The organism is Streptomyces recifensis, assembly GCF_002154615.1.
In the GTDB taxonomy this organism is placed as follows: Bacteria; Actinomycetota; Actinomycetes; order Streptomycetales; family Streptomycetaceae; genus Streptomyces; species Streptomyces griseoluteus.
Genome location: NZ_MUNH01000314.1, coordinates 1 through 4,928, shown reverse-complemented (window position 1 = coordinate 4,928; position 4,928 = coordinate 1). Strand labels below are relative to the sequence as shown.

General features: G+C 71.2%; 3 protein-coding genes and 1 pseudogene. All 4 read right to left on the bottom strand.

Translation table 11 applies throughout. From position 1 onward, the window contains the following. Positions 1–74: 74 nt before the first annotated feature. On the bottom strand, positions 75–3,152 hold the full coding sequence (infB, locus tag CCN33_RS17625) for a translation initiation factor IF-2 (RefSeq protein ID WP_086694548.1): 3,078 nt from the start codon (positions 3,150–3,152) through the stop codon (positions 75–77). Positions 3,153–3,297: 145 nt separating this feature from the next. Beyond that, positions 3,298–3,594 carry a YlxR family protein gene (locus CCN33_RS17620; protein WP_078858668.1) on the bottom strand — a complete coding sequence of 99 codons (297 nt, stop codon included), beginning with the start codon at positions 3,592–3,594 and terminating at the stop codon, positions 3,298–3,300. A gap of 156 nt (positions 3,595–3,750) precedes the next feature. Next, positions 3,751–4,737 carry a transcription termination factor NusA gene (gene nusA, locus CCN33_RS17615; protein ID WP_086694547.1) on the bottom strand — a complete coding sequence of 329 codons (987 nt, stop codon included), beginning with the start codon at positions 4,735–4,737 and terminating at the stop codon, positions 3,751–3,753. Between the two features lie 2 nt (positions 4,738–4,739). Then, positions 4,740–4,928, bottom strand: a pseudogene (locus CCN33_RS17610) (ribosome maturation factor RimP); the annotation flags it as partial.

The window sequence follows — 4,928 nt, the reverse complement described above, 5'->3', positions numbered from 1 at the left end:
CTGGGGGCGGAGCCCCCAGGGACGGCGCGTCGGCCGACAGGTACAGGACCCGTCGGCCGACGCACAGCGTGGCGTTACGCTCGCGGCTTCTCGCGCATCTCGTACGTCGCGATGACGTCGTCGACCTTGATGTCGTTGAAGTTTCCGAGGTTGATACCACCCTCGAAGCCTTCGCGGATCTCGGTGACGTCGTCCTTGAAGCGACGCAGACCGGAGATGTTGAGGTTCTCCGCGATGACCTTGCCGTCGCGGAGGAGGCGCGCCTTGGTGTTGCGCTTGACCTCGCCCGACCGGACCAGGACACCGGCGATGTTGCCCAGCTTGGACGACTTGAAGACCTCGCGGATCTCCGCCGTGCCGAGCTCGACCTCCTCGTACTCCGGCTTGAGCATGCCCTTGAGGGCCGCCTCGATCTCCTCGATGGCCTGGTAGATCACCGAGTAGTACCGGACGTCGACACCCTCGCGCTCCGCCATCTGCGCCGCGCGGCCCGCGGCGCGGACGTTGAAGCCGATGACGATGGCGTCGGAGCCGGTCGCCAGGTTGATGTCGGACTCGGTGACCGCACCCACACCGCGGTGCAGGATGCGGATGTCGACCTCTTCGCCGACGTCGAGCTGGAGCAGCGAGGACTCGAGAGCCTCCACCGAACCGGACGCGTCGCCCTTGATGATGAGGTTGAGTTCCTGCACCAGACCGGCCTTGAGGGCCTCGTCCAGGTTCTCCAGGGAGAACCGGACACCGCGCCGGGCGAAGTTGGCGTTGCGCTCGCGCGCCGCCCGCTTCTCCGCGATCTGCCGGGCCGTACGGTCCTCGTCGACGACCAGGAAGTTGTCGCCGGCACCCGGGACGTTGGTGAGACCGAGGACGAGGACCGGGGTCGAGGGACCCGCCTCTTCCACGTTCTCGCCCTTGTCGTCGAGCATCGCGCGGACACGGCCGTACGCGTCGCCGACCACCATGGTGTCGCCGACCCGCAGGGTGCCTCGCTGGACCAGGACGGTCGCGACGGCACCGCGGCCGCGGTCGAGGTGGGACTCGATCGCGATGCCCTGCGCGTCCTGGTCCGGGTTGGCCCGCAGGTCGAGCGAGGCGTCCGCGGTCAGGACCACGGCCTCGAGCAGGCTCTCGATGTTGAGGCCCTGCTTGGCGGAGATGTCGACGAACATGGTGTCGCCGCCGTACTCCTCGGCCACCAGACCGTACTCGGTCAGCTGACCGCGCACCTTGGTCGGGTCGGCACCCTCGACGTCGATCTTGTTGACCGCGACCACGATCGGCACATCGGCCGCCTTGGCGTGGTTCAGCGCCTCGACCGTCTGCGGCATGACGCCGTCGTTGGCCGCGACCACCAGGATGGCGATGTCGGTCGACTTCGCACCACGGGCACGCATGGCGGTGAACGCCTCGTGACCCGGGGTGTCGATGAAGGTGATCTTGCGCTCTTCGTCGTTGACCTCGGTCGTGACCTGGTACGCACCGATGTGCTGCGTGATACCGCCGGCCTCGCCCGCGACGACGTTCGTCTTGCGGATGGTGTCCAGCAGTCGGGTCTTACCGTGGTCGACGTGACCCATGACGGTCACGACCGGCGGACGCGCGACGAGGAACTCCTCGCCACCCTCGTCCTCGCCGAACTCGATGTCGAAGGACTCGAGCAGCTCGCGGTCCTCCTCCTCCGGGCTGACGATCTCGATGACGTAGTTCATCTCGCCGGCGAGGAGCTGCAGCGTCTCGTCGGAGACGGACTGCGTGGCAGTGACCATCTCGCCGAGGTTCATCATCACGGCGACGAGCGACGCCGGATTGGCGTTGATCTTCTCCGCGAAGTCGGTGAGGGACGCACCGCGCGACAGGCGGACGGTCTGTCCGTTGCCGCGAGGCAGCATCACGCCGCCGACCGACGGGGCCTGCATGGCCTCGTACTCCTGGCGCCTCTGACGCTTCGACTTGCGACCGCGACGCGCGGGACCGCCGGGACGGCCGAAGGCGCCCTGCGTGCCACCACGGCCACCCGGACCACCGGGACGACCGCCGAAGCCGGGACGGCCACCGCCGCCACCGCCGGGACGGCCGGCGAAGCCGCCGCCACCGCCACCACCGGGACCGCCGGGACGGCCGGCGAAGCCGCCGCCACCGCCACCCGGACGACCGGCGAAGCCGCCGCCACCCGGACGACCGCCGCCGCCACCGGGACGACCGCCGGCACCGGGACCGCGGCCACCGGGGCCACCGCCGCCGGGACGCGGGCCCGCGGCGGGACGCTGCGGCATCATGCCGGGGTTCGGACGCGGACCGGCCGGGCCGGGACGCGGGCCGCCCTGCGGGCGGGGCATGCCGGCGGGCGACGGACCGGGACGGCCCGGAGCCTGCGGACGGGGACCGCCGCCCTGAGCGCCCGGACCCTGCGGACGGGGACCGGCGCCGGGGGCACCGGGACCGCCGGCGGGACGGGGGCCGCCCTGCGGACGGGGCGCCTGCGGGCGCGCCATGCCGGTGGAGCCACCGGAGGTGAAGGGGTTGTTGCCCGGACGGGGACCGGCCGGACGGGCGCCGGGACGCTGGCCCTGGCCACCGGGACGCGGGGCGCCCTGGCCGGGACGGCCCGACTGGCCCTGACCGCCCTGGCCGGGAGCGGCCGGACGGGCGCCACCGGGCTTGGGGGCGCCGGGACGGGCGCCGCCGGGACGCGGGGCCTGCGTGGCGGGACCCTGCGCGGCGGGGGCCTGCGGAGCCTGGGCGGCCGGCGGAGCGGTGAACTCCGGGGCGGCCGGGGCCGGGCGCGGCGCGGGCTTGGGACCCGGCACCGGACGCGGGCCGGGAGCGGCCGGCGCGGGAGCCGAGGAAGCCGCCGGGGCAGCGGGCTGCTGCGCGGCGGGCTTGGGGGCGCCCGGCTTCGGGGCAGCCGGACGGGCCGACTGCGCCGGGGAGGGCGCGCCGGGCTTGGGGGTTGCCTTGCGCGGGGCGGGCTTGCCGGCGGACTTGCCGTTGCCACCGCCCTGGAAGGCGTCGGTCAGCTTGCGTACGACAGGCGCTTCGATCGTCGAAGACGCCGAACGGACGAATTCACCGAGTTCCTGGAGCTTGGCCATGACGACCTTGCTCTCGACACCGAACTCCTTGGCGAGTTCGTATACCCGGACCTTAGCCACTTCGCTCCTTTGAGGTCCGGGTGATGCCGGACCGTCGCTAGTTCATGGGCGTACTCATCGCGTACTCATCGAGTGCTCATCGCAATCTCGACCTGCTTTCGACTCGCGAGGTACCAGGCCGCCGCGGTGTTCCGGGCGGCACTTCTTACGGTGTTGCCTGCTCGGCAACTGTTGTCTGCTCGACGTATCGGCGCAACGCGTTTGTGTCGAGCGCTCGCGGGGCGCGCAGTGCCCGCGTGAACGCCCGGCGGCGAACCGCCTGGTCCAGACAGACCGGAGCCGGGTGTACATAAGCACCCCGGCCGGGCAGCGTACCGCGAGGATCGGGGACGCAGGCGTCCTCGATCATCACGATCCGCAGTAGATCGTTCTTGGCCGCCCGCTTCCGGCACCCCACACAGGTGCGTTCAGGGCATGCTCGGGTGTGCGTCCGGCCAGACACGGTTAAGTCTACCTCCCCGTACCGACCTCACCCCTTTGGGGCAGAGATCGAACAGTTGCAGTGTGGTGAACGGTCGCGATCCGGTCGGGATCTGTCCTGATCTTTTCGGTGATCAGGACAGGTCCCGGACCGGATCGGGTCGGCGGACGGGCCGAGCTAGTCGGTGACCTGCTCGGTGTCCGGCCGGATGTCGATGCGCCAGCCGGTGAGGCGGGCGGCGAGCCGGGCGTTCTGGCCCTCCTTGCCGATCGCCAGCGAGAGCTGGTAGTCCGGCACAGTGACCCGCGCGGAGCGGGCGGCGAGGTCCACGACCTCGACCTTGCTCACCCGAGCGGGTGACAGGGCGTTCGCCACCATCTCGGCCGGGTCGTCCGACCAGTCGACGATGTCGATCTTCTCGCCGTTCAGCTCGCCCATCACGTTGCGCACCCGGCCGCCCATCGGGCCGATGCAGGCGCCCTTGGCGTTCAGGCCCGAACGGGTGGACCGTACGGCGATCTTGGTGCGGTGGCCGGCCTCGCGGGCGATGGCGGCGATCTCCACCGAGCCGTCCGCGATCTCCGGCACCTCCAGGGAGAAGAGCTTCTTCACCAGGTTGGGGTGGGTGCGCGAGAGGGTGACCGAGGGGCCGCGCACACCCTTGGCGACGCGGACCACGTAGGAACGCAGCCGCATGCCGTGCTGGTAGGTCTCGCCGGGGACCTGCTCCTGCACCGGCAGGATGGCCTCCAGCTTGCCGATGTCCACCAGCACGTTCTTCGGGTCGCGGCCCTGCTGGACCACACCGGTGACGATGTCGCCCTCCCGGCCGGCGTACTCGCCGAGGGTGGCGTCGTCCTCCGCGTCGCGCAGCCGCTGCAGGATGACCTGCTTGGCGGTGGTGGCGGCGATCCGGCCGAAGCCGGAGGGGGTGTCGTCGAACTCGCGGCGCTCCTGCCCCTCCTCGACGTCCTCCGGGTCCTCCTTCGCCCACACGGTCACGTGACCGCTCTGGCGGTTCAGCTCCACGCGCGCGTGGCGGCGGCTGCCCTCGGTGCGGTGGTACGCGATGAGGAGGGCCGACTCGATCGCCTCGACCAGCAGGTCGAAGGAGATCTCCTTCTCCCTGACCAAGCCCCGCAGGGCGCTCATGTCGATGTCCACGGCTACGCCTCCTCCTCTTCCTTCATGTCCTTCTTGTCCTTGCGGTTGAACTCGACCTGCACCCGCGCCCTGGCGATCTCCGGGAAGGCGAGCCGGCGGTTGGTGGCCTTGCGGCCCTTCACCCCGGGGACCTCCAGGTCCACGCCCTCGTCGTCCGTGCCCAGGATGCGCGCGACCACTTCGGCGCCGTC